Here is a 23,114-nt window from a genome sequence, read left to right on the forward strand (position 1 = left end):
GCAAATCATCACCCTCGCGTTAGCACTTTGAGATCGGGTACACTCGATGGTGCGGCTCGCCCGCGCTTCGGGAACGGGCCGCGCGTCTTTCGCACCTCGCAGGAAGTGGTGTTCCATGAGCAAGTCCTTTCGCGCTCTGGGCCTGGTGGGGCTGTTCTTTGTCGGCGCGTGGTACTCCGGTGGGGGCGCGCGAACGCTCTCCATTGATGGCAACTCCGAACTGGTGGCCGCGCCGCTCGCTTACGGGAACCTCTGCGTGTATTTCGTGTACGGCCCCGATGCCGTCTCTGGTGCAAAAGTGCTGACGCTCCAAGAAGCGCTCGAACGCGAACTGGCGGTCGTTCACGAAACGGGTACCGTGAACACGCTCGCGGTGGAGAACCGGTCGCCCGATTACGAACTATTCATTCAGTCCGGCGACATCGTGAAGGGCGGACGGCAGGACCGCGTGGCCGCGGTGGATATGCTCGTTCCGCCGGGATCGGGGAACGTGCCGCTCCCGGCGCACTGCGTCGAACAGGGGCGGTGGACGGGGCGCGGAGGGGAGAGCGCGAGAGTGTTTCAGAAATCGAATGCGTTCGCCGCGGGGAAGGAGTTGAAGTACGCGAACGCGAGCGGCCAGCAGTCCGCGGTGTGGCAAACGGTGAGTGAGAATCAGAGCAAGTTGCGCGCGAATGTCGCCGCGAACGTGACGGAAAACGCATCGCCCTCCAGCTTCCAACTCACGCTCGAAGCTCCGGCGGTGAAATCGAAGGTCGCCGAGTACGAAGTAGCTCTCAAGGCTGCTGGAAGCGCACGCGGAGACATCGTGGGGGTGGTGTTCGTGGTGAACGGGCAGATTACCGGGGCCGAGGTGTACGGATCGAACACGCTGTTCCGGAAAGCGTGGCCGAAACTCTTGAGCGCGGCCGCAGTCGAGGCCGTGGCGGAGCACGCGGGTCAAGCGACCACGCAACCGCCGACCGCTCGCGCAATCGAGCACTTCCTGGCTCGCGGTGGGGAATCGGAGCCGGTGGGCATCCGCAGTTCGGTGAACGAGAACGCTTCGAGGGTGCACACACCGGTATCGATTAGGTACGGGTATACGTCGAACGTGTTTTATAATGGTTTCGAGATCCGAAGTCGGAGCGACTCTGAACAAGCGCCCATATTCCAGGCATTTCAAACAGAAGGGCGCCTGCCGGTCGTTCAGACTGAGGGGCAGGTGCTGCAAACGGACGGTCTTCCCGTGACGGGGCTCATCTTCGATTCTGCGGCCCAACCGAATTCAGACGGTGCAGCGCAACCCCGGGGCGCAGATAACGAGCGCGCTTCGGGGAGGGTACAAACGAACCGACCGAACTTGCAGCCCGCACCTCCTCTCAATGCCGACGGGAACCGGTTGAGTAGCAGTCGCGCGGAGAACCGGTCGACGCTGATGGTCGAGTCGCGCGACCCCGCACGCCAGAACGCGGTCATCCACCGGAGCTACATCAAGAAGTGAGCGAGACCGGCGCGCGGGGCGGAACTACACTGCCTAACATGCTCACACCCGCCACAACCGCGCTGCTCGTCGTGGACGCGCAGCAGGGGTTTACCGATCTTTGCCCGGCGGAACTGCCGGTTCCCGGTGGCTCCGCGATCGTGCCGCACGTGAACGCGCTGCTCGCACTGCCGTTCGCCCGCGTCGACGCGACCCAGGACTGGCACCCGCCCGACCACCGCTCGTTTCTCGGCCAAGCGGACAACATCTACCCGCCACACTGCGTCATGAACACGCCCGGCGCGGAGTTCCTTCCCGGCCTGCACACGGACCGCTTCAGCGCGATCTGGCGCAAGGGCTACGACCGCGACTTTGAAGCCTACGCGGTCACCGCGCAGCACCCCGGGTTGGGCGCGTTCCTGTCTGCGTCCGGCATCAAAGCGGTTGTCGTGTGTGGGATCGCGACGAACATCTGCTGCTTCTTCGCCGCACGCGACCTTCGGCGCGCGGGTTTCGATGTGTGGCTCGTGGAGGACGCTAGCGCCGGCATCGACGTGCCTGCGGCGGGGTTGTTCCAGTCGAAGGCCAAAGAAGAAGGCTTGGCGCTCGGCATCCGATACTGCACGGTCGCGGATGTCATGCGCGCGATGAGTGGGAACTAATCCGGCTTCCGGTCGGCGAGCCGTGCCCGCACGCGACCAAGCAGCACGGCGTGGTCGAACGCGAGTTGGGGGGGGGCGTCGAGCGGGAACAAGCCCACCGCGCTCGCGTCGTCGGCCGCGACGGGTTTCAATGCGTCTGGGTCGACTTGCGCCAGATACACCACACTTACCGTCCACCCCCGGGGATCGCGTCCCGGATCGCCGGCTGTGTACAGTTGTTCCAAATCAGCGATCGTGATTCCCGTCTCTTCCGCCAATTCGCGCCGAGCGGCGTCCCCGAGTCGCTCGTTCTCGTCGACGAAACCTCCTGGGAATGCCCAACTTCCGGCGAACGGGTCTTTTTTGCGCTGGATCAAAAGGACGCGCGGTCGGGCCTCGCGGGTCACAATGGCCACGTCCACAGTCAAGGCCGGTCGGGGGTATTCGTAAGTGTGCTTCTGACCGCTGCTCGTGGACATTTCAAGCTCCCTCCCGGCCATGATGTTGCGCCGACATTCGCGCACCACCTTGAGTAACTTAGCCGTTCTCCCGCCCCCTGCCAACAGCGCGAAATTTGAGCCCCCTGGTACAATTGGCTGTGCTTCCTGGGGGAAATTCGGAAGCACGCAAGATTATGAGCCAAACCCCAAGTGAACCGCGACACAGGCGCACCATCTGGCTCGCCCCGAACCTCGTTCGGCCCGCGGATAAGCGTAAGGAGAGGTGATTTGTGCAGTTACAGCAATCCGCGCCGGTGAAGACGCCGGCGCAGAAGGTCGTCGTGTGGGAAGCGTTCGATGCGACCGACCCGATGACCAAAGCGGCGTCGCAACTTTATGAACAGACGCTGGCGGCGGACGAACGGATTCCGTGGATGTGGATCGAGCAGTCGGTTCAGGACCGCACCAAGAGTAAGCCGCGGCCGAGCGGCTGGAGCCGGCACCTTCTCCTTGCGGCCCCCGAGGGCCGACAAGACGACCCGGACGCGCTGGCTGGGTATGTGTACGGCGCGCTGCTTCCGGGGTACGGCGGGTACCTGTGTTACGTCGGCGTCGCGGACTGGGCGCGGCGCATGGGCGTCGGGGGGGCGCCTGTACGAGCAGTTCTTCAAAGTGCTCCGCGTGGACGCGGGGGAGTTGGGCGAACCGCTCCCGTTCGTGATCTGGGAGAGCCACCGGCCGGACCCGCTCGCGCCCGCGGCCGACTGGGAGAACTGGACGGCCCGCACGCGCCTGTTCGACCGCGTGGGCGGGTTGTGGGTGGACGGCGTGGACTTCCTCTCGCCGAACTTCGCGGCGGACGAAGAAGACGATGACGTCCCGCCGGTGCCGCTCCAGTTGTTCGTGAAGCCGCTCGATTCGCCGGAATCGGCGTTCACACCGGAGCGCTTGCGCGAAGTGGTGGGCGGGCTACACGAGCGCGTGTACCACAACCTGCCGGGCAGTGTGCTCTACGACAGCACCCTCCCAGTTGGATGTGAACCGCGACTGCGCCCGGCTCGCGTTGCGGGCGCGCAGAAGAGCGAGCGGGGCGAGCTGGTGTAAATGACGAGCGATCGGTGCAACCTCTGTGTGGGTCACGGCGCAGGGCCGCCTCGTGCGAACGTGGACCGGTCGAGCTCATGAGTGCAGTGATAGCCTCCAATACAGAAGCATTTTTGACAGGATTAACAGGATCGACAGGATTCCAAAGGCAATGTTGCATTTGGTCCTGATCCGGTTAATTCTGTCAAAAATGCTTCTTGCGTTTGCCCCTCGCAACCAACTCACCCGAGCCCCGAGTGACGAACAGGAAGAGCCTCTCGCGGGTGGCACTCCCGCTTTCGCACATTAAGCGCCCCTGCGACGGGGTACTCCGCGTTGGTCGGTGCCGGTTTCGCCGAACGTGATTTTAGTTCCCCAATCTCAATTGCGTGGCGTCCCACGTATCACGGTTCCGGGGCGAACGTGATTAGACGTCGCGCGGCGGGCTATTTTGTCTATTGATTGTATTTGAATTGCCCTTCAATGGATCGATCGCCTGGAACGCGCACTAGCGTTTCACGACGGGCCGGGCGCCGCGGATCGTGACCGCGCGCCCGCCCGACGTGCGTAACGTGGGGCCGCGGAGGTTCTCGCCCTCCTCTCACGGGGCGCCCCGTTTCACTCTCACCCGTTAACCGGTTCATCGGCAGCGCCGAGCCGGCGCCTCGACCGACCCGACGGGGCCGGTGGAGTTATTTCGTACCCGTCGCGGCCGCGCGGCCCTCTCAGCTCGTGTGCCTCATGAACTGGTTTCGTAATCGGACCGTGACGACCAAGATGCTGTTGGGGTACGCACTGGTTTGCGCCATCGCCGCGGTGTGCGGGGTACTCGGATACCGCGGGCTGTCCGGCTCACGGGAGGGGATGCGGGTTCTGTACGAGGACTACACGACCGCGGGGACCGACCTGGCCAAAACCTCGATCCACCTGGCCCGGTACCGGAACAATATGGTTGCCGCGGCGAACGCGAAAGACCTCCAGACCATCGACCGGATTTTCAGCGATCAGAAAGACATTCGTGATCAAATTACGGCGAACTTAGATACCTACGCGGGGACGTCAATGCGCGTGTCCCGGAGCGGGCGCGACGAGCGCAAGGATCTGGACACGGTCCGCACCGCCGTGAAAGAGTACATCGCGGCCGCCGGTGTAACGGCCCACGCGCTGCGGGCGCACCTGGGCGCAACCGCCCCCGGCGAGCGGGACGAGTGGAAACAGAAGACCGCCCAAGCTCTGGCCGCGGCCGGGGGGAAGTTCGACGCGGTTACGGCCGCGCTCGAGGAGCTCATCAAGACCGTTACGGCCGTGGCGAAGGACGTCAACGAGGACGGGAACGCGGCCGCGGCCGCGGCCCAGATGACCCTCGCGGGCGGGACCGGGGCGACGGTGGTCCTGAGTATGCTCGTCGGGGTGACGATCGCGCGATCGATCACCGGTCCCCTCGGGCGCACCGTCGTGGTCCTTGAAGGTGTGGCGAAGGGCGATCTCACCAAGCGCGCCGACGCGGACTCGCAAGACGAGGTCGGTCGTATGGCCGTCGCACTGAACGCGGCAATCACCGCACTGGTGGCCGCCAAAGAAGCCGAGCGCCAGCAAGTCGAGAAGGACCGCCAGCGCGCCGAGCGCGAGGCCACCGAAAAGCGCGAGCGCACCGAGCGCGAGGCCGCGGCCACCCGTGCCCAGGCCGAGCACGAGCGGGTCCAGGCCATCGAGTTGCAGCAGAAGATGAACACCGTGGTGGCCACGGTCAACGCGCTGGCCGCGGGCGACTTCACCCAGAGCGTGCCCGATCTGGGCACCGACTCGGTCGGGCAGATGGCCGGTTCGCTGAACAAGGCGATCGTGTCGGTCCGGACGGCGCTGGAGGGCGTGCGCGAGGTGTCCGAGCAACTCGCCGACGCCTCGAGTCAACTGTCCGCGGTCAGCGAAGAGATCTCCACCGGCGCACAGGAGCAGGCCTCGAGCCTCGAAGAAACCGCGAGCACCCTCGAAGAGATCACCGCCACCGTGCGCCAGAACTCCGACAGCGCCCAGCAAGCCCGCCAGCTCGCGAGCAACTCGAAGGACACCGCGGAGCGCGGGGGCCAGGTGGTGGGTAACGCGGTCGAGGCGATGAGCGCGATCAATCAGTCGTCGAGGAAGATCGCGGACATCATCACGACGATCGATGAGATCGCGTTCCAGACCAACTTGCTCGCGCTCAACGCCGCCGTCGAAGCGGCTCGAGCCGGGGAACAGGGACGCGGGTTCGCGGTTGTCGCCTCAGAAGTTCGCAACCTGGCTCAACGTTCGGCCACGTCCGCGAAGGAAATTAAGTCACTGATCGAGGACTCGGTGAAGAAGGTGGACGCGGGCACCGAACTGGTGAACCAATCCGGCTCGACCCTCGGCGAGATCGTGACCAGTGTGAAGCGCGTGACGGACATCATCACCGAGATCGCGGCCGCGGGTAAGGAGCAGTCGGTGGGCATCGAGCAGGTCAACAAGGCCGTCTCGCAAATGGACTCCGTGACCCAGCGCAACGCTTCGCAGACCGAAGAAATGTCCGCGACGGCCCAAACCCTCACGGACCAGGCGGCCCAACTCCGCGACCTCGTCGCCCGGTTCACACTCAGTGAGAGCGGGGGTTCCGCCCAGAAAGTGGCGCGCACCAAACCCCGCTCCGCGTTGGCCCGGGCACAGAAGAGCGGGCGCCCACGCGAACTGGACCGGGTCGGTTCGGGCGGTCACAACGGGTTCGCCGAATTCTGATTTTCGGGCCACGGGGCCGAGTGCGATGCGCCGCCCGTCGGGCGCGGCCGTTCTCCACTGCGCTCACGATAAGCTTTTAATGTGCATCCACTTGCAGTTCGCTCGATCGCGTGCCAAGGTCTCTCAAGTGAGACTCAAGTTGACCAGTTCGTGAGCACAAACGGGAGCAACGCATGCGAGCCGTGTTGAGCAGTGTCGTGGTGGCGCTGGTGACGTGTGGCGGCTTGTCCGCTGACGACAAGATTGACTCCAAGAAGCTGGTCGGTAAGTGGTCTACGGAAAACAAGGAGCTGGGAGCCAAGGTCGTGATCGACTTCGCCAAGGACGGCAAGTTGACCGTCACCGTCACGGGGAAGGGCGAGAAGGAGGTCCAAATCAAGGGCACCTACAAACTGACCGGGGACAAACTGGTGATGACGATGGTGGGCGGTGACAAGGAACACAAGGAGACGCTCACCGTCGTGGAACTGGACGACGACGAGTTGGTCACCAAAGACTCGAAGGGGCACAAGGACACCTACGAGCGCGTCGAAGAGTAGGGGGCACGTGAGCCCGGTGCCGCCGGGCGCAAGCCTGCGGATCGCGGATCGTTGAGCGCGCGTCCGTCATTGGACGACGCGCTGTTACCGTTTACCACAGTAAGGCCCGCCTTCATCTCGAATTCTTCACTGTCGGCGAACTCACCACCCAGGGCGGATTGCTCGCCTGCGTCCGGCTTTGCGTCGCGTGAGCGCGGCCCGCCCGCGAACGGGACCGGTCAAAACGGCTTCGCCCCGCCGGGTTCGTAAATTCCGAGCGCGACGCATAAGGCTCTCGCCGCAAACGCTTTAAGACGACTGCGAGGGCGAGCCGAAGATACACTCCTACCGAGAGCGTTCGCAATCACCGTTCCCACGGAGCCAAGCGTGCCGCAAGCGAAGAAACCGCGCTGGGTGGTCTACATCCTGCGGTGCGCGGACGGTACGCTGTACACCGGCATTACCACCGATTTGGCGCGCCGGCTCGGTCAACACAATGCGGGGACCGCGTCCAAATACACGCGGGCGCGCCTGCCGGTCGCGGTGGCGTACCGCACAACGGTGAAAACGCACGGCGACGCGCCCCACCGGGAACTCGCGATCAAGAAGCTGACCCGCACGGCGAAAGACGCACTCATCGCGAAACAGGCGCAGCGCCGGAACCGCGCGTGGCGCCCACTCGAAGGTACACCAATGAACCGTTCCCTCTCCCGGATCGCGGTTTGTCTGCTGTGTTCGTTCCTGCTGTGTGACTCCCTTCGTGCCGAAGTCCCAATTCCCGTGGAGTCGGCAGACGCGGCCCGGAAGCGGCACGAGCGCGTCGGGGAGCGCCGGAAAGGGCCGGGGATCATCTGCCACCGCGGGGCGTCCGAGCACGCGATGGAGAACACGCTCGAAGCGTTCCGCGCCACCTTTGAACTCGGCGGCGACGGCAGCGAGATCGATATTCGGATGACGAGCGACGGAGTGCTCGTCGTCTTCCACGACGACATGCTCGACCGGCACCTCGAAGCCTACGGCGACGTGAGCGATTACACCTGGGCCGAACTCCAGCGGTTCCGCTTCCGCGCCCCGGGGAAATTCGGTGCGCAGTGCCGCATCCCCACGCTCGCGGAAGTGTTCGCGTTGCACCGCACCCACGCGGGACTGATGCACCTCGATATCAAACGCACCGGGCTCGATACCGCGATCGCCGAACTGCTCACGAAGATGGATATGTGGGACCACGTCGCGTTCGCGAACAGCGACACCGGCGGGGTGATCCTCAAAGACCCGCGATTCAAATCGCAACGGTACAAGGCGGGGCTCTACCTTGATCGCGGGGAAGTGTTACCGGACGCGATCGGGGCTGTACTGAAGAAACCCGGAGATCACGTGATCGTAGACGACCCGCGTGGCGTCGCAGTCGCACTCGGTCGTAAGCTCGGCAAACTCTCAAAGGAGCCAGTGGCGCCACGCAAGACTGAACCGCGCACAGACTCGAAATCACCGGCCGAAGGCGATCTACTCGCCGCTCTCCGGGCGGCCGATGACTGGAACACCCCGGCGGAAACGTTCGCGGGTCGCATGATCTCCGGCGCACACATCCGCGCTCGTGCTCGGGCAGCGGAAGGGTTACTCGCGGTTGGTGCGTCATCGAAGGAGGCCCTCTCTGTTCTCGAAGAGCGAGTTCGCAAGCGGAGCCTACACCCGGACTGGATGTTTCACGGCTTCGACGGGGCCATGTCGCTCCGCACGCTCATCCTGCTTCGCGCGCCGAACGCGGTCGATCTGGCGCGGTTCGTTCTTTGGCGCGACGACCCGGCACTTGAGCCGGTAATTGACCCGCGCTGGAAGAACCCGCGGGCGTGGACCGACTTCCGCGTGAAAATGGTTGTGTTTCCCGCACTGGCAAAGTGCCCCGGCGCCGCGACCGAGAAGCTATGTCGCGATTACCTCGCGCTCACCGACGCCGAAGTACGGGAACTGGGACCGGCGCAATTCGAGGAGGCGGGAAGAGCGCTCCTCGCGGTCAGTCCCAAAACGGAAACGGCACTGGAGCTGTTCCGGCACCGGCTCCAGGAGGTCCGCGGGCGGGCGATCCTCGATTGCCTCATGCACGCGAACGAGGACTGGGCGCTCACCGCACTCAAGAACGGCGCGCCGCACGCGCTCGCGTACCGCGTCGAAGAATAACGCGGCACACGGCGAGGAACGGTTCGTCCGTCGTCTGTTGCGAGTAGTCCGGGTTCACGGGGAACGCGGACGACCCGCACACGGTGGGGGACGAGTGATGATCGCGCTGTTGCAGGCGAGCGTGCTCGCGGTGTCATCTTTCGGGTTCGGGGCTCCGGTCCTCGCGGATCGGGCCGACGAGAAAGTGAAGGTCGAGTTCCGGCGCGCCGAGACGAAGAACGCGGAGGGGCTGGTCGAGGCCAAAGTGGAGGGCACGCGGACCAAGGTCTATCTGCACAAAGAGGCCGACGCGACCAACAAGGACATCGCCTCGGCCCGCGTGTTCGAGGACGACAACAAGAAGGTGCTGATTGAGGTCACATTCACCAAGGACGGCGCGAAGAAAATCGCAACCCTCTCGGGCGAGCACAAAGGGAAGCCGGTCGCCGTGGTGATTGACGGGAAAGTGGTGTGCGCGCCCGTTCTGCGTGCGCCCCTCACGGACAAGGCACAAATCTCCGGTCAGTTCACCAAGGACGAGGCGGAGAAGATCGTGAAGGGACTCACCGCCTCGTAGTTGCCACGATCGGTCGTTCGTGCCCGACGTGGACAGGTGCATGAACCGGCACGCGCGTTGCAGTTGTGCGTCTCGGAGGGTAATCCGAGATGTCTGGTACCACGACCCGCACACCGGCGCGAAAGAAGAGTACGAGCCCGTCCTTTGTGTTTCCCACCAAAGCCCGCTTGCACCTCTGGTGCGACACCAAGCCGGCTCTCAAGCGCGAGCGCGCGGGGCGCGGGTTCCGGTACCGCGATGCGGACGGTTTGGTGGTGCGGTGTGTCGTCACACTCGCACGCATTAGGGCACTTGCGATCCCGCCCGCGTGGGCGAACGTGCTCATCTGCCCGGACGCGAACGGGCACCTCCAGGCGATCGGGTTCGACGCCCGCGGGCGCAAACAGTATCGGTACCATCCGGCGTTCCGTGCGAAGCGGGACAGGACGAAGTACGCACGCCTGCTCGCGTTCGGGCGCGCGCTGTCGCGCATCCGCACGCGCGTCGAGTGCGACCTCCGGCGCCGCGGGCTCTCGCGCGACAAGGTGCTCGCGGTGGTGGTGAAGCTGCTCGACCGAACGCACCTGCGCGTCGGAAACGCCGAGTACGTGCGGGCGAACCAATCGTTCGGCCTCAGTACGCTGCTCGACCGCCATGTCACGTTTACTCGCGGTGCGGTACGAATCCGGTTTCGCGGGAAGAGTGGCGTCCGGCACGATCGCATCGTTTCTGACGCGAGACTCGCGCGCCTGGTTCGGCAGTGCCGCGACCTGCCCGGTCAGGATCTGTTCCAGTACCGCATCGGCTCCGATTCCCGGCCCATCGGTTCGGCGGACGTGAATGCGTACATCCGCCGGGCCGCGGGCGCGGAGTTTACCGCCAAAGATTTTCGCACCTGGGCCGGTACGGTAAAGGCCGCGACGAAGTTGGCCGCGCTGTCGAAACCCGAAACGAAGACCGAGGCCGAACGCGCGGTGTGCAGCGTGGTGCGCGAGGTGGCGCGCGAGTTGGGGAACACGCCCGCGGTGTGCCGCAAGAGTTACGTTCACCCGCGGGTATTGGAAGAGTTCACCGAGAGCGGTTTCCCCTCAACACGTGCCCGCGGGCACCTTTCGGCCGACGAAACGCGGGTGCTCCGGCTCCTTGGTGGGTAAATGCCTCAATCCGTACACGTCGACGCGGCTGGGTAACTATCGCGCGCTCCGCACACCACCACGGGCAGCACCTCGTTCAACCGAGTTTGGGAGATGCTTCCCAATCGGCCCACCCGATCGCTGTCGCAAACACAGCGCGCCCGCGTCCTGATGGGATTTTGTTCGGTTCCCGGCGTTTTCAAGCCGTTTCCAACGGGGCGGGTCGCAAAGTAAAAGATGACGCGATCGCGCGTGTATTAGTGATTGGTAAGGTCGGAACCCGTACTCACAGGTTTCACTTGCCTCCGGCACTCGTTCGTAGAGAATTTCTTTCTCGCCCCGCCAGCCGAGGAGCTGCATTATGCGCGATGAATTGCCGATCAGCCGCCGCGAGTTCGCGATGACGACACTCGCCGCCGGGTTCGCCCTTTCGACTCAACCTGTTGCCGCCGACACGATCGCTACTGACACCAAGGGGCTCACCGCCGGGGAAGTGAAGATCCCGGTCAAGGACGGCGACATCCCGGCGTACCGGGCCGCGCCGGAGAAGGGCGGGCCGTTCCCGGTCGTGCTGGTGGTGCAGGAGATCTTCGGGGTTCACGAGCACATCAAGGACGTGTGCCGCCGACTCGCCAAACTCGGGTACCTGGCCATCGCCCCCGAACTGTACGCGCGCCAAGGCGATGTGTCGAAGCTCACGGACATTCAGGAGATCTTCAGCAAGGTGGTCTCGAAGGTTCCGGATAGTCAGGTGATGAGTGACCTGGACGCGGCGGTCGCGTGGGCCAAGAAGACGGGTAACGGGGACACGGCGAAGCTGGGCATCACCGGGTTCTGTTGGGGCGGGCGGATCACGTGGCTGTACGCGGCCCACAACAAGGATCTCAAGGCCGGGGTCGCGTGGTACGGGCGCTTGTCCGGGGCCGGAAAGTCGACCGAACTACAGCCGAAGTACCCGATCGACCTGGCGGGCGACCTCAAGGCCCCGGTGCTCGGGCTGTACGGGGAGAAGGACACGGGCATCCCGGTCAAGGACGTCGAGGCGATGCGGGAGGCGCTGAAGAAGGCGGACAAGCCGAGCGAGATCGTCCTCTACCCGGAAGCCCCGCACGCATTCTACGCCGACTACCGCCCGAGCTACCGGAAGGAGCCGGCCGAGGACGGGTGGAAGCGTCTGCAGGCGTGGTTCAAGAAGAACGGCGTAGCGTGATGTGCGATCAAGCCGCCCCGAGAGGAATTGGTCCCCGGGCGGTTTGATCGATTGCACGGCCACAACTGCCTGTAAGAACCGCTCGTCAACGGGGATACTCCTGGTGTCACCCCCACGTCACCAGGACGCACCCATGAACAAGGTCAAGCTCGGGTCACAGGGCGCGGTCGTTTCCCGTATGGGGCTCGGCTGCATGGGGATGAGCGAGTTCTACGGCCAGCGGGACGACATCGAATCCGTTGCTACCCTCCTGCGGGCGCTCGACCTCGGCGTCACGTTCCTCGACACGGCCGACACCTACGGGTTCGGTGACAACGAGGAACTGGTCGGGAAGGCCATCAGGTCTCGTCGAAACGAAGTGTTCCTTGCCACCAAGTTCGCCAACGTTCGCGCGAGGGATAACCCGAAGTCGTGGAGCATTAACGGGAAGCCGGAATACGTTCGGCAAGCCTGCGATGCGTCTCTCAAGCGCCTGGGCGTGGACCACATCGACCTGTACTACCAGCACCGGGTGGACCCGAACACGCCCATTGAGGACACGGTCGGGGCAATGGCCGAATTAGTAAAGGCCGGGAAGGTCCGGTATCTCGGACTGTCCGAGGCGTCCCCGCGGACGATCCGCCGGGCGCACAAGGTCCACCCGATCACCGCGCTGCAGTCCGAGTATTCGCTGTGGACCCGCGACGTCGAAGCGGAAATCCTGCCAACGCTCCGGGAACTCGGGATCGGGTTCGTACCGTTTAGCCCGCTCGGGCGCGGGTTCTTCACCGGTACCATCAAGCGCGAGGAACTGGCCAGCACCGACTCGCGTGCCACCGTGTACCCGCGATTCGCGGACGGGGCGTTCGACAAGAACCTCGTGCTCGTGGACCGGCTGAGGGCCATTGCCGACAAGAAGGGCGCGACGGCCGGTCAGCTCGCTCTGGCGTGGGTGCTGGCAAAGGGAGAGGACGTGGTCCCGATCCCCGGTACGAAGCGGCGGAAGTACCTGGAAGAGAACGCGGCGGCCGCGGAGATCAAGCTCACGCCGGCTGACGTGGCGGAAATCGAAGCCGCGGTGCCCAGGAGCGATATTGTTGGCGAGCGGTACACGGAAGCGATGATGAAGTCGGTCGACAAGTAATCGACCCGGCTGATGATTCCGTCAGATGGGATAGTAGCGCGCTCTTATCCTCGACCAAACAGGCACATCTAACGCCGCGTTGCTTTCAGCCCCACTCGGGTTACCTCAAATTCGAGTGAGGTTGCTCACCTCTGCTGTGTGCTGAGTAAACGGTTGCACTCGCCTCGCAAATCGGGTCGAATACGGCGGCATCGGCCTTCCACCAAGCCCGCCACAATTTGTTCACCTGTTGCCCGCGAAGCGCTGTGTGAGGGGCTTCTGGCCCGCCCGCTGTGCCGCGTAACGTGAGACGTCCATGCCAACACCCACGCGCCGCCACGCGCTCGCACAGTTCGGTGCCGCTATCACTCTCGGTGAATCGGCGTATTCGCGCGCGGGCGATCCGAAGCCCGCCGCGCCGCGGATCAAGATCGGACAGATCGGCGTGGGGCACGCGCACGCCAGCAAACTATCCGTGTACCGGGCCTCGCCCGATTACGAGGTGGTTGGCGTCGTCGAACCGGATACGGAACTCCGCAAACAGGCCGAGAACTCGCCGACGTATCGCGACGTCAAGTGGCTCACGCGCGAGCAACTCCTCGCGACCCCGGGGCTTCAGGCTGTACTCGTGGAGACCCGCGTGCGCGACCTCCTCGACAACGCCGAGGCATGTGTGTCCGCCGGGCTGCACGTCCACATCGACAAGCCCGCTGGTGAATCGCTTCCGCAATTTCGGCGCATTCTCGCCGCGGCGGAGAAAAAGAAACTGCTGGTGCAAATGGGCTACATGTACCGCTACAACCCGGCCGTGGTGCTGCTCCGCGAGTTCCTCAAGAAGGGGTGGCTCGGTGAGGTGTTCGAGGTTCACACCGTGATGAGTAAGGTGGTCGCGGCGCCGGAGCGGAAGCGGCTGGCCGAGTACCGCGGCGGGATCATGTTCGAGTTGGGGTGCCACGTTCTCGATCTGGTGATCGGTGTGTTGGGGAAGCCGAAGGGCGTCACGGCATTCCCGCTCCACTCTTCGGCGCTCGACGACATGTTCCTGGACAACACGCTCGCGGTACTGAGCTACCCGCGTGCGACCGCGAGCGTGAAATCGAGTGCGATCGAGATCGAGGGCGGGGACCGGCGGCACCTCGTGGTGTGCGGGACCGAGGGCACGTTCCACATTCAACCGCTCGATAACCCGGCCGCGCGCGTTTCGCTCTCGAAGGCCCGCGGAGAGTACAAGAAGGGCACGCAGGACATCACGTTCCCGAAATACACGCGGTACGTCGGCGACGCCGCAGATATGGCTCGCATCATTCGTGGCGAGAAGGGAGCCGATTTCTCTCCCGAGCACGATTTGATCGTTCAAGAAACGATCTTGCGTGCGAGCGAATTTCCGCTGAAGGATTAAACTAACGAACAGAAGCTCGGATCGGGCGTCGATCACATCGACTCACGTGGGGCTATCAATTATGGGGGCGGTTATGGTGCGTCCGGTTCTGCTCCTGGGCTGCGCTCTCGGTTTGCTCGGGTGCGGGGAACTGAAGCCGCTGGCGAACGCTCCGGCCCCCAATACATCCCCTTCCGCGCGACCGGAACCGGCCCAACCCGGAGAACTTCTGGCCGGGGTCGCAAAAGTCGAGATCACCAACAAGACCGTCCTCCCGCTCAACGATCCGTTGTTCGTGAAAGCGCTGGTTCTCAAGAACGGTGCGACGACCGCGGTACTCATCGCGGTCGATGCCGTCGCCATCGGCGAGATCGGTCACATCGGCAACGACTACCTCGGCAAAGTGCGCGGGCGGGCCCAGAAAGAACTGAAGATTGCGCCCGAAAACGTTACGATCAACGCGAGCCACTGCCACGGCATCGTGTGCGCTGATGTCGCCGAGAAAACGTTCGAGGCCGTGAAAGCCGCGACTGAGAACATGGTGCCGGTGAGCGCCGGTGTCGGAGTCGGGCACGAGTCCCGCGTCTCCGAGAACCGCCGCCTCAAACTGAAGAACGGCCGCGAGGTCGACGTTCGCCACGCCTATGCACTTCCCCCCGATGAGGAAGTCGCGGGCGTCGGCCCCATCGATCCGCAAATCGGCGTCTTGCGTTTAGACAAGAAAGACGGACAGACGCTCGCGGTGGTGTACACCTTCGCGTGCCACCCGATTATGGGCGTGCTGGGCGACGGGAACACCGCAGACATTGCCGGGTTCGCGTCGAAGGTGATCGAGGACAATCTGAGTGCCGGGGCGGTTGCGCTGTTCGTCCAGGGGTGCGGCGGGGACATTAACCCCGTGCGGTACAAGGACGTACACAATCCGCGCCACGCCGAGCCGTTGGGCAACATGCTCGGCCTCAGTACGCTTCAAGCGGTTCGGAAGATCAAGTGCAGCGCGGGTGCACCTTTAAAAGTGTTCAACGAGACGATCGGACTCCCACGCGCGGATCACGCCGAGCGGATCGAGGCTCTGATTGCGGAACAATCGCGCCTCGTGAAGTCGCTCCAGGGGACGAGCCTGAACTTCAAGACGTTCCTTGAATTGGCGGGGAAGTACAACCTGTCGAAAGAGTTCCCGTCGTACTCGTCGCACCTCTACCTCACCGAGCAGGCCCAGGGGCGCTCCGATCTGCTCAAGCTCGATGACGCGAACCGGAAGAACCTGCGTGCGTACCTCAGCAATATCGAAACGATGGAGCAGATCACGCGCGTGCAAGCCAACCTCGCGCTCCTTCAGAAGCACCAGGCTGCGAACTTGGCGGCCGGGCGCAGGCCGCTCGAAGCCGAACTCGCGGGTCTGCGTATCGGCGACTTCGTACTCGTGACGTTCCCCGGCGAGCTAACTGTCGAGATTGGGCTGAACGTGAAGAAGACTTCGCCGCACAAATCGACGTTCGTGGCCGGGTACACGAACGGGTACATCTACTACACCCCCACGGCCCAGCAGCTCCGGAACCGCGGTGGTGCCCAGGAAGACAGCGATTGCCGGCTCGCTCCCGAGTGGGAGCAGATCTTTTACGAGAAGGTCGCGGCCCTTCTGAAGAAACTGTGACGTCCGCACGAACCGCGTGCTGTGGACGGGCCATGCTCATTCTCCGATCGCCACTTCACCACCAGCACGGCTGGCCATATCAGCGGGAACTCGGGGATCGACGGCATCCCGGATCAGCCGGGCCGAGCCGTCGCCCAAGAGCACCTCGACCCCGCCCGAATGTGGGCTACAGAACCCCCACTTGTCCGGGCCGTTGAGCCGCAACGGTCCCTCATCGATTGCCCAGTAGCACCCACTGATCCACAACCCGTCCTGGTCCTTTCGGTTCGCACCGGCCCAGATCCCGCCCCACTTGTCCCGGCTTTGATCCAGGCACACCTCGGCGACGAACAGAGTGCCCGACAGCCCGTCGGCTACATCCGCGATCCGGGTCCGGCTGTTCCGGTACAGAACCCCGTTCGGGTTGTTGATGTTCGTAATCATGAGTCCCTTCGGCCCGGGTGCAGTTTGAGGACGGCCCCACCCGATCCCTCGGTAACTGGCCGTGGCGTGGCCGTCGTAGTTGGCGTTGGCCGGAGAACCCGGATCGGCCGGGCAGCGGAAGACCGCGAGTGCGGTGAGCGTCTGCGGGGTGGGCGCAGTGAGGTTCGACCCGGCACCGAAGACGGTGTGCTCGGGATCGATCTGGTCGTGCAGTGCCGACTGCTCCAGGAACGGTAGGAGGAACACGGGCCAACCCCAGCCCGGTCCCGGTTGCGTGTCCGGGCGCGGGTCGCGGTACCCGGGCGGGAACTGACCGTGCGCGCCCTCGTAGCCGTGGAGGGCCAGCCCGATTTGCTTGAGGTTGTTGGCACACTTCATTCGGGCCGCGGCTTCGCGGACTTTTTGGACCGCGGGCAGGAGCAATCCGATGAGGACCGCGATGATCGCGATTACTACCAGCAATTCGATCAGTGTGAAGCCGCATGCGGGCCGGGAGCGCTGAGCGGCGGGGGATGAGCGGGACATGGTCGATCTCGCTTCGGGCGACCACTCCCTTGTACCTCGCGGTGGCGCCAACTCCAAGGCACAAGCGTTGGACGCTGAGGCACTCGACACGCAAGGAGCAACTAGCGGGGAATCGATGGACGGGACCGCGATCACGAGGTACATCACCGAGACGCATTCGGACGGTACCGTCGCGCGAGACGCGGTGTTCTTCTACGAAGACGGTACCGCGTTCCGGCACGAAAGGACAACCGATCCGTGTTGCATGACTTCACGTCCACCGTTCTGCTACTCGTCGCGGGGCTGTTCCCCATCATCAACCCACCGGGCGCCGGGTTCATCATCCTGAGTCTGGTCCCGGGCGGAACGTCAGCCCAGCGCGCGGAGTTGGCCCGGCGGGTGGCGCTCAACAGCTTCGTCATCCTGCTGGCCTCGCTCTCGATCGGCGCTTACGTGCTGGCCTTCTTCGGCATCTCGATTCCCGTGCTCCGGATCGCGGGCGGGATCGTGATCGGCAGTGCCGGGTGGAAGCTCCTGCACTCGCCCCACGACGACAAGAAGGGGCACGAGCCGCCCCAAGTGGAAGGCTCGGACCGCGAGGCGCTCCGCGTGCAGGCGTTCTACCCGCTGACTCTGCCCATCACGGTCGGTCCCGGGTCCATCGCGGTCGCGATCGCGCTGGCGACGGGGTTCCCGCGCGAAGGCCCGACGCTCGCTCACGCCTCCGCGGTGGGCACCGCACTGCTGATCCTCTGCGTCAGCATTTACCTGTGCGTGCGGTTCGCCGCCAACGTGGAACGCCTGCTCGGGGCCGTTGGCTCCCAGGTCGCGATGCGCCTGTTCGCGTTCATCCTGTTTTGCATCGGCGTGCAGATCTTCTGGCTGGGGCTCTCGGAACTGATCGCGGCCCTCAACGCGAAGTGACGCCCGCGACGAGAGAATCCGCGTTACGGGAGGAAATTTCCGGATAAGTGTGCCGGTGGCGGGAAAGTTGTATGTAGTCGGCGCCGGAAACACGCCGCTCACCCCGAGGGATCCGTTCGTGGTACGAAAGCCCGATTCGCCCGGTACGCTCCCCGCACTGGTTCGCGCCACACTGTCCTCCGTTCGGCTGGCCGAACTCTCGGACGGCGAACTGCTTGTGCGCTTCGTAGCGACGCGCGACAACGAGCCCTTCGCCGAACTCGTGCGCCGGCTCGGGCCAACCGTCCTCGGTGTGTGCCGGCGGCTCCTCGGAACGGGGCCGGACGCCGAAGACGCCTTCCAGGTGGCGTTCATGGTGTTGGCCCGCCGGGCCGGTTCTGTCCGCCCGCCCGGTCGGGTCGCCGCGTGGCTCCACGGCGTCGCGCTCCTCACGGCCCGGAAGGTGCGTCACGTCCGCAATCGCCGTGCGGCCCGCGAGTCGACGTCTGACACACCGATCGAACGGACTGAACCGTGTCGCGAGTGGGAACCGGACCTGGCGGAAGTGCTGGACGCGGAACTGGACCGGCTCCCCGCGAAGTACCGACTGCCCGTGGTGCTCTGCGAGGTCCGCGAACTGACGGTCGCGCAGGCGGCCACTGAACTCGGCTGGCCTGTCGGTACGGTCGCGAGCCGACTGAGTCGAGGGCGCGCCGCCCTCGCGAACCGGTTGAGACGCCGCGGGGTAACAGTTGGTTCAACCCTGTTCGCGGCGGGGGGCACGTGGGCCGCGACCGCACAAGTGCCGGCGCACTTCATCGGCGCCGCGGTGAGAGCGGCCGACACGGGCGGAACGGTTTTCTCGGCGGTCATATTACCCCTATTGAGCGAGGTACTTCGAGCCATGACTCTGAGCCAAGTACGGATGGTGGGCGCGTGGGTGCTGGTGGCGGCCACGGTGCTGGGCGGCTTCGGCCTGTTGCGCACCACGGTCGGTGCCGCCCCCTCTCCGGAGAACTCGGCCGTGGCGAAAACGGTGCCACTCAACCGGGCGATCGATGAGGACGATGACCGGCGCGCCGCGGCCGAGTTGGTCCTGACGATTCAGGTCGTGTCGGTAAAGGAAGTCGTCAACGGGGCGAACAAGGACGTGACCGTCACTGCAAAGGTGTTGGGCGTCGAGAAGTCGGCGTTCGGCACCAGGAAGGGCGAGGAGCTCATCATTGCCTATACCGATTCGGTGAAGCCGATCCCCGGCTTCGAGTCGATGCCGACGTTGGAAAAGGACGGAGTGTACCCGGCGTTTTTGAATCGCAACGATAAGGAGTACCAGCCGGCGGCGTGGGACGCGAGTTTCCGGATGGCACCCGGGGGCGGGCGGGTGAAGGAAAGCAAAAACGCGGCCGAGAGGTTCGGCGCGGCCATGCGCACGATCGACACGTTCCTGAAAGCGAGACCCGCTGACCCGAAGCGGGACGAACTGCAACAGGCGGTAATCGCGATCGGTCAATCGGGTGAGCACAACGGGTACGTGTGGGCCCACGCCCGGCTCGGTTGGGAGTGTGGGTTCCTGGAGGCACGGAAGGCTGAACTAGGCAACAATCTCACCAAGGAACAGGTGAAGGAAATCGACGACCAGGTCGCGTACCTGAAGCGGACCCAGATCCTGATCGACGCACCGAAATAGGGGCGGGTATGCTGCCGACAACGGATCACGTGATCGATGGCGTCCGGTGCGCGGTCTACGACAGCGCACCCAGGACGCGCGAAGCCGTGGTGTTCGTCCACGGTAACCCCGGTCCGATGGACGACTGGGAAGAACTGGTCCCCGCCGTCGCTCCCTTTGCTCGCGCTGTCGCGATGGACATGCCCGGGTACGGTCGGGCCGAGCACCCACGGAAGTTCGACTACACCATCGACGGCTACGCCCACTACCTCGGGAAACTGCTCGATCAGTTGTTGGTGGACCGCGCACATCTCGTACTGCACGACTTCGGCGGTCCGTGGGGCTTGCGGTGGGCGCTGGCGAACCCGGGTCGCGTTGCGAGCGTGACACTCATCAACAGTGGGGTACTCGAAGGGTACAAGTGGCACAGCTTCGCGCGAGTGTGGCAGACGCCGATCCTGGGCGAGTTGTCGCAACTCACCACGACGAAGTGGGGGATGAAGCGGGCGATCAACGGGATGAGTCCGAAGCCGATGCCCGACGCTTTTTTCGACCGGGTGATGAAGTTTGCCGACTGGGGACACAAGCGGGCGGTGCTGAGACTGTACCGGGCATCGAAGAACGTCGGGACGCGGCCCCTGGAAATGCCCGAATTCGCGAAGACCCTGCCGGTGTGCGTGATTTGGGGTGCGGGCGATCCGTTCATACGGGTCGAGTTTGCCGAGAAACAGAAACGGTACTTTCCGATGGCCGAAGTACACGTCCTTCAGGGGCTCGGCCACTGGCCGTTCATCGACGACATCGAAGCAGTGAGGACACCACTGGTGGAGTTCCTGAAGCGGCAGATCCGGAGGTAGGGCGCTTCGGCGAAAGTGCTCGTAGTCGTCACTTAACCGACGTGCCCGCGAGCACCCCGCCCGCGACGATCAGCGCTGCACCCGCGAGCAACCGCCAGACGTTCACGCCCTGCCACTCTCCGAGCAGGACCAGGCCGATCCCAACCGCGACCAGCGTGTTCATGTTGTAGAGTGGGACAATCACGCTCACCTGCCCCTCGTACTTCCCCAGTCCGAGCATGATCCCGAAGATGCCCGCGGACCAAAGGGCGGCGAACCCCGCGGTCTGGACGGCCCCGGACACGGTGACCGAAACGTCGCGCTGGGCGAGCGCAACTGCGCCTCCGATGGCGGCGACGACCAGTCCGATGATGAGAAGGTACGGTCCCGGTGCGATGCCGGTCCGGGATGCGGTCTTCTGGAGAACGCCCGAGACGCCCAGGAAGAACGCGGGTAACAACCCGCCGATCAGAATCGCCAGCCACTGCTTTGACATCGCCGCTCCCCTTTGTGCTCAGGGGCAATATACGCACCTAGCGAACGGTCCCGCGGGAAGCGGATGCGCCACAGCACCGAGAGGCTCACCCGGACGATTTCTTCCACGTAAACTGCGGCACCCGCTCGGTGCGAGCCGAGTGTGCGATCAGTGCGTCCAATCGCTTCTGTCGCGTTTCGTCCTTCTTGGCGCTCGAGACCCACCAACTGACCGCTTTCCGATACGACGCCGGTTGCTTCTGGAAGAACTCCCACGCGGCCGCGTTCTCTTGCAAGAGCTTCTGATACACCTCGGGAAGGTCCACGTCCCCCTGTTCGTGGGAGTAGATGCCCGATCGGTTCTCCTTGCGCGCCTGGAACGCGGCCAAGCCGGTGGGCCGCATGCGGCCGAGGTCGGTCAGTACCCGGACGGGATGGATGTTCACGTTGCTCCACACGCTACCCGCTTTTCGTGGCGTGAAGCGGATCACGTAACTCTCGGTGTCGATGCCCTTGCGGACGCCGTCGATCCACCCGTAACACAGCGCCTCGTCGACCGCTTCGGGCCAGGTGATGCTCGGGCGCTTCGACCCCTTCTTGTAGAACCCCACCCACAGAGCGTCGCTGGTGGCGTGGTTCTCGGCCAGCCACTCCCCGAAGGCAACCGGGATCTCGAAGAACGTGGGAGTCATGGCATCCTTGCTGGTGGAAGAATCCGGAGCCGGACAGCGTACCCGTTACCGCCTCAACGGGTTCGAGAACAAGTTCACTTCCCTCCCGTGAACGAACGGCGCAGGTCGGTTCGTTTACCCGGCCGCCTTCTTTGCCAACTCCAGCAGCTTGAGCACGGTGTTCCAGTTTCGCGCGGTGTTGGGCACCCCGATTCCCTTATCGAACTTTTCGCCCAGTTTGGATGTGCCCAGTCCGTGCGGGGTGTACAGATAAGCGACCCGCCCGACGGCTTCGATCTGCTCGCCGTCGACTGCAAACGACCGAAGTCCTTCGATCGCTTCCTTGGTTGGATCGCCCGCGAGAACCACCGCGTGCAGGTACTTGCCGGCCTCGAAGTTGGGAAACGGGTTGTTCTGAATTAGGACTTCCCATTCCTCCAGCGTCGGGGCGTAGATCGCCTTGGTGAACCCGAACTTGTCTTCACAGATCTTCGCGACGCTGGCGATCACTTTCTCGCGGGGGAGGTGGCTGCGGAGCACCGCGTTGCCACTGCTGATGTACGTGGCAACGTTCTCGAACCCTGCCTCGGTTAGTGCCGCGCGAAGGGGAGCTGTGGGGAGTTGAGTCGCACCACCGACGCCGCGGAACAGCAGGATGTACGCAGTTTTGGTTTTCGGCATGGAGCCGTTCTACAGAAGAACGCGGGCAAGGCTGACGCACAAAAACGAGAGGACGTCGGCCCACAACTGTGGGCCGACGTCCTGCTGAGATCGAAACTCATTGGGTAGTTTAAACGGTACCGGTCCGGCGGCCGGCGAATATCATCGCGATGCCAGCGACCGCGGCCACGACGCCGACAATCGGGTTAAGCACGATCGTATGGGGCTTCTGATAGTCGATTTGCAAGAAGCCGGTATCCACCGCTCGCTCGGTGGTCATGAAAGTGATGCTCGGTACGGCGAGAGCCAGAATGCCGAGGAGCACGAGCATAATGCCGATGACGCGCATGGGATTTCTTCCGTGTTGGTGCTGAGGACGGGGTTCCGCTCCGACCCACTCGGGGCAGTGGCCCGACACGTTCGGGAGTATTGCAAACGCGGTGCCACGAGTGGTTGGTCGAGACGTCTGAGCAGATCCGGGTTCACCGCACGCTTCACAACCCGCGATTGTAACAAGGCGCGTGAGCCGCCGCTTGTCGTCACAGGGGCAGGAATCAAGTAGACAATGGACCCTGTCCAGGCTTGAGTATGGGCATGAACAGCACGTTCTTCCGGTTGATGGCGGGGTTGATTGGGGTTCTCGGGTTGTTCGTCACGATCATGATGGCCAGAGAGGGATTGAAGGCGGATCTCCTGTTGGGTGTCCTCTTCGTGCTGTTCTTTCTGTTGTATGCGGTTCTGGGAGAGTACAAGCTTCGTTGGCTTCTCATGCTTCTCGGCGCGAAAAATCTGTCATCAAAGCGGAGCGGGCGGGGGAACTTCAGGCAGTGATGTCTGAGGCGAGGGGAACTCCCCCGCGCACTATCATGCCGGAGTTCGTTGTGAATCGCCACCC

22 protein-coding genes are annotated in these 23,114 nt (G+C 64.0%); 16 read left to right on the forward strand and 6 right to left on the reverse strand.

The genetic code is table 11. The features are described from left to right. Window positions 1-115: 115 nt before the first annotated feature. Together VT84_RS05840 and VT84_RS05845 are read left to right on the forward strand one after the other, a co-directional pair. Window positions 116-1,483, forward strand: a complete 1,368-nt coding sequence (locus VT84_RS05840; protein WP_082838831.1) for an ARPP-1 family domain-containing protein — start codon at window positions 116-118, stop codon at window positions 1,481-1,483. Next, window positions 1,480-2,124, forward strand: a complete 645-nt coding sequence (locus tag VT84_RS05845) for an isochorismatase family protein (RefSeq protein ID WP_239465704.1) — start codon at window positions 1,480-1,482, stop codon at window positions 2,122-2,124. The genes VT84_RS05840 and VT84_RS05845 overlap by 4 nt, the downstream gene beginning before the upstream one ends. Here the strand turns inward: VT84_RS05845 and VT84_RS05850 are convergent. Then, window positions 2,121-2,582, reverse strand: coding sequence for an NUDIX domain-containing protein (locus VT84_RS05850; protein WP_082838833.1), 462 nt, complete (start codon window positions 2,580-2,582; stop codon window positions 2,121-2,123). The genes VT84_RS05845 and VT84_RS05850 overlap by 4 nt on opposite strands. A gap of 519 nt (window positions 2,583-3,101) precedes the next feature. On the opposite strand from VT84_RS05850, the gene VT84_RS05855 reads away from it, so the two are divergent. The 10 genes from VT84_RS05855 to VT84_RS05900 all read left to right on the forward strand — a co-directional run bounded on the left by VT84_RS05855 (window position 3,102) and on the right by VT84_RS05900 (window position 16,082). Further along, entirely contained in the window at window positions 3,102-3,647 is a 546-nt protein-coding gene (locus VT84_RS05855) for a hypothetical protein (protein WP_082838834.1), read from the forward strand. 720 nt (window positions 3,648-4,367) lie between these two features. Beyond that, window positions 4,368-6,377, forward strand: coding sequence for a methyl-accepting chemotaxis protein (locus VT84_RS05860; RefSeq protein WP_082838835.1), 2,010 nt, complete (start codon window positions 4,368-4,370; stop codon window positions 6,375-6,377). Between the two features lie 173 nt (window positions 6,378-6,550). After that, the gene (locus VT84_RS05865) at window positions 6,551-6,916 is read left to right on the forward strand and encodes a TIGR03066 family protein (RefSeq protein WP_052560718.1); all 366 of its coding nucleotides are present in this window, start codon (window positions 6,551-6,553) and stop codon (window positions 6,914-6,916) included. A 366-nt stretch (window positions 6,917-7,282) separates the two neighbouring features. Then, complete coding sequence (locus VT84_RS39950; protein ID WP_082838836.1) at window positions 7,283-9,070, forward strand: glycerophosphodiester phosphodiesterase family protein; 1,788 nt, start codon at window positions 7,283-7,285, stop codon at window positions 9,068-9,070. A gap of 97 nt (window positions 9,071-9,167) precedes the next feature. Continuing rightward, window positions 9,168-9,626: a SecDF P1 head subdomain-containing protein gene (locus tag VT84_RS05875; protein WP_082838837.1), complete on the forward strand. Its 459-nt coding sequence runs from the start codon at window positions 9,168-9,170 to the stop codon at window positions 9,624-9,626. Between the two features lie 146 nt (window positions 9,627-9,772). Continuing rightward, window positions 9,773-10,759, forward strand: a complete 987-nt coding sequence (locus VT84_RS05880) for a DNA topoisomerase IB (RefSeq protein ID WP_239465706.1) — start codon at window positions 9,773-9,775, stop codon at window positions 10,757-10,759. A 340-nt stretch (window positions 10,760-11,099) separates the two neighbouring features. Next, entirely contained in the window at window positions 11,100-11,948 is an 849-nt protein-coding gene (locus VT84_RS05885; protein WP_082838839.1) for a dienelactone hydrolase family protein, read from the forward strand. Between the two features lie 133 nt (window positions 11,949-12,081). Beyond that, window positions 12,082-13,071 (forward strand): aldo/keto reductase, encoded by a 990-nt coding sequence (locus tag VT84_RS05890; protein ID WP_082838840.1) that lies wholly within the window; start codon window positions 12,082-12,084, stop codon window positions 13,069-13,071. A 295-nt stretch (window positions 13,072-13,366) separates the two neighbouring features. Next, window positions 13,367-14,449 (forward strand): Gfo/Idh/MocA family protein, encoded by a 1,083-nt coding sequence (locus tag VT84_RS05895; protein ID WP_082838841.1) that lies wholly within the window; start codon window positions 13,367-13,369, stop codon window positions 14,447-14,449. 73 nt (window positions 14,450-14,522) lie between these two features. Further along, window positions 14,523-16,082 carry a hypothetical protein gene (locus VT84_RS05900; RefSeq protein ID WP_204249718.1) on the forward strand — a complete coding sequence of 520 codons (1,560 nt, stop codon included), beginning with the start codon at window positions 14,523-14,525 and terminating at the stop codon, window positions 16,080-16,082. 36 nt (window positions 16,083-16,118) lie between these two features. Here VT84_RS05900 and VT84_RS05905 read toward each other — a convergent pair whose 3' ends face one another. Further along, window positions 16,119-17,030 (reverse strand): DUF1559 domain-containing protein, encoded by a 912-nt coding sequence (locus tag VT84_RS05905; protein ID WP_082838842.1) that lies wholly within the window; start codon window positions 17,028-17,030, stop codon window positions 16,119-16,121. Window positions 17,031-17,267: 237 nt separating this feature from the next. On the opposite strand from VT84_RS05905, the gene VT84_RS05910 reads away from it, so the two are divergent. The 3 genes from VT84_RS05910 (at window position 17,268) to VT84_RS05920 (ending at window position 20,435) form a co-directional block, all read left to right on the forward strand. After that, the gene (locus VT84_RS05910; RefSeq protein ID WP_052560726.1) at window positions 17,268-17,933 is read left to right on the forward strand and encodes a MarC family protein; all 666 of its coding nucleotides are present in this window, start codon (window positions 17,268-17,270) and stop codon (window positions 17,931-17,933) included. 118 nt (window positions 17,934-18,051) lie between these two features. Further along, window positions 18,052-19,599, forward strand: a complete 1,548-nt coding sequence (locus tag VT84_RS05915; protein WP_162271605.1) for an RNA polymerase sigma factor — start codon at window positions 18,052-18,054, stop codon at window positions 19,597-19,599. A gap of 8 nt (window positions 19,600-19,607) precedes the next feature. After that, on the forward strand, window positions 19,608-20,435 hold the full coding sequence (locus tag VT84_RS05920; RefSeq protein WP_082838844.1) for an alpha/beta fold hydrolase: 828 nt from the start codon (window positions 19,608-19,610) through the stop codon (window positions 20,433-20,435). Between the two features lie 28 nt (window positions 20,436-20,463). Here the strand turns inward: VT84_RS05920 and VT84_RS05925 are convergent, their stop codons facing one another. The 4 genes from VT84_RS05925 to VT84_RS05940 form a co-directional block, all read right to left on the reverse strand. After that, window positions 20,464-20,910 carry a hypothetical protein gene (locus VT84_RS05925; protein WP_052560728.1) on the reverse strand — a complete coding sequence of 149 codons (447 nt, stop codon included), beginning with the start codon at window positions 20,908-20,910 and terminating at the stop codon, window positions 20,464-20,466. A gap of 85 nt (window positions 20,911-20,995) precedes the next feature. Then, complete coding sequence (locus VT84_RS05930; protein ID WP_082838845.1) at window positions 20,996-21,580, reverse strand: YdeI/OmpD-associated family protein; 585 nt, start codon at window positions 21,578-21,580, stop codon at window positions 20,996-20,998. A gap of 114 nt (window positions 21,581-21,694) precedes the next feature. Next, entirely contained in the window at window positions 21,695-22,240 is a 546-nt protein-coding gene (locus tag VT84_RS05935) for a DUF1697 domain-containing protein (protein ID WP_052560730.1), read from the reverse strand. Window positions 22,241-22,349: 109 nt separating this feature from the next. Continuing rightward, window positions 22,350-22,568, reverse strand: coding sequence for a hypothetical protein (locus VT84_RS05940; RefSeq protein ID WP_052560731.1), 219 nt, complete (start codon window positions 22,566-22,568; stop codon window positions 22,350-22,352). A gap of 245 nt (window positions 22,569-22,813) precedes the next feature. On the opposite strand from VT84_RS05940, the gene VT84_RS05945 reads away from it, so the two are divergent. Next, a complete protein-coding gene (locus tag VT84_RS05945) occupies window positions 22,814-23,050 on the forward strand; it encodes a hypothetical protein (protein ID WP_157469211.1) in 237 nt (78 codons plus the stop codon). The last annotated feature ends 64 nt before the right edge of the window (window positions 23,051-23,114 follow it).

Origin of the sequence: Gemmata sp. SH-PL17 (assembly GCF_001610855.1) — a bacterium.
Lineage (GTDB): Bacteria > Planctomycetota > Planctomycetia > Gemmatales > Gemmataceae > Gemmata > Gemmata massiliana.

Excerpts from the sequence above, each read along its gene's own strand:
- VT84_RS05840 (WP_082838831.1), top strand. The coding sequence starts at position 116 with ATGAGCAAGTCCTTTCGCGCTCTGGGCCTGGTGGGGCTGTTCTTTGTC.
- VT84_RS05850 (WP_082838833.1), bottom strand. The coding sequence starts at position 2,582 with ATGTCCACGAGCAGCGGTCAGAAGCACACTTACGAATACCCCCGACCG.
- VT84_RS05855 (WP_082838834.1), top strand. The coding sequence starts at position 3,102 with ATGTGTACGGCGCGCTGCTTCCGGGGTACGGCGGGTACCTGTGTTACG.
- VT84_RS05860 (WP_082838835.1), top strand. The coding sequence starts at position 4,368 with ATGAACTGGTTTCGTAATCGGACCGTGACGACCAAGATGCTGTTGGGG.
- VT84_RS05865 (WP_052560718.1), top strand. The coding sequence starts at position 6,551 with ATGCGAGCCGTGTTGAGCAGTGTCGTGGTGGCGCTGGTGACGTGTGGC.
- VT84_RS05875 (WP_082838837.1), top strand. The coding sequence starts at position 9,168 with ATGATCGCGCTGTTGCAGGCGAGCGTGCTCGCGGTGTCATCTTTCGGG.
- VT84_RS05885 (WP_082838839.1), top strand. The coding sequence starts at position 11,100 with ATGCGCGATGAATTGCCGATCAGCCGCCGCGAGTTCGCGATGACGACA.
- VT84_RS05890 (WP_082838840.1), top strand. The coding sequence starts at position 12,082 with ATGAACAAGGTCAAGCTCGGGTCACAGGGCGCGGTCGTTTCCCGTATG.
- VT84_RS05895 (WP_082838841.1), top strand. The coding sequence starts at position 13,367 with ATGCCAACACCCACGCGCCGCCACGCGCTCGCACAGTTCGGTGCCGCT.
- VT84_RS05900 (WP_204249718.1), top strand. The coding sequence starts at position 14,523 with ATGGTGCGTCCGGTTCTGCTCCTGGGCTGCGCTCTCGGTTTGCTCGGG.
- VT84_RS05905 (WP_082838842.1), bottom strand. The coding sequence starts at position 17,030 with ATGTCCCGCTCATCCCCCGCCGCTCAGCGCTCCCGGCCCGCATGCGGC.
- VT84_RS05920 (WP_082838844.1), top strand. The coding sequence starts at position 19,608 with ATGCTGCCGACAACGGATCACGTGATCGATGGCGTCCGGTGCGCGGTC.
- VT84_RS05925 (WP_052560728.1), bottom strand. The coding sequence starts at position 20,910 with ATGTCAAAGCAGTGGCTGGCGATTCTGATCGGCGGGTTGTTACCCGCG.
- VT84_RS05930 (WP_082838845.1), bottom strand. The coding sequence starts at position 21,580 with ATGACTCCCACGTTCTTCGAGATCCCGGTTGCCTTCGGGGAGTGGCTG.
- VT84_RS05935 (WP_052560730.1), bottom strand. The coding sequence starts at position 22,240 with ATGCCGAAAACCAAAACTGCGTACATCCTGCTGTTCCGCGGCGTCGGT.
- VT84_RS05940 (WP_052560731.1), bottom strand. The coding sequence starts at position 22,568 with ATGCGCGTCATCGGCATTATGCTCGTGCTCCTCGGCATTCTGGCTCTC.
- VT84_RS05945 (WP_157469211.1), top strand. The coding sequence starts at position 22,814 with ATGAACAGCACGTTCTTCCGGTTGATGGCGGGGTTGATTGGGGTTCTC.